This window comes from Bacillus sp. SIMBA_008 (assembly GCF_046535495.1).
GTDB lineage: Bacteria > Bacillota > Bacilli > Bacillales > Bacillaceae > Bacillus > Bacillus subtilis.
On sequence record NZ_JAWRWL010000165.1, the window covers coordinates 1 to 337 of the forward strand.

A 337-nucleotide genomic window follows, 5' to 3' on the forward strand; every position below is an offset into this window, starting at 1 on the left:
GTGCCTCTGGTCAGGCGCGCAGACAAGGCGGCAGCGGACGGAGGCGCCCGGAGCAGCTTCGCATTCCTGCAGGCGCAGTTCCCCGGCGATGCCCGTCGTGCGGGCGACTCGTCGGCTCCCGGTTTCGTCCTCGTCTGGGACGATCGCCTCGAGATCGACCTTCGCCGGGAATCGCTCGGCGCCGGGGCCCCGCGCGAGCGGCGCAGCATCCGCTTCGATGAGATCAGCGATGTCTTCGCGCGCGAGGCGACCAGCATGTCGTACCGGAAGCTCGCCATCCTGCTGATCTCCGGTGAGGAGATCCTCTTCACCCTGGCACCGAGGAGCGGGTCGGGCC

1 protein-coding gene is annotated in these 337 nt (G+C 69.7%); it reads left to right on the top strand.

From position 1 onward, the window contains the following. Positions 1 to 337: hypothetical protein (locus SB658_RS22645; RefSeq protein ID WP_410602471.1), on the top strand; the 337-nt coding region annotated here is incomplete at both ends.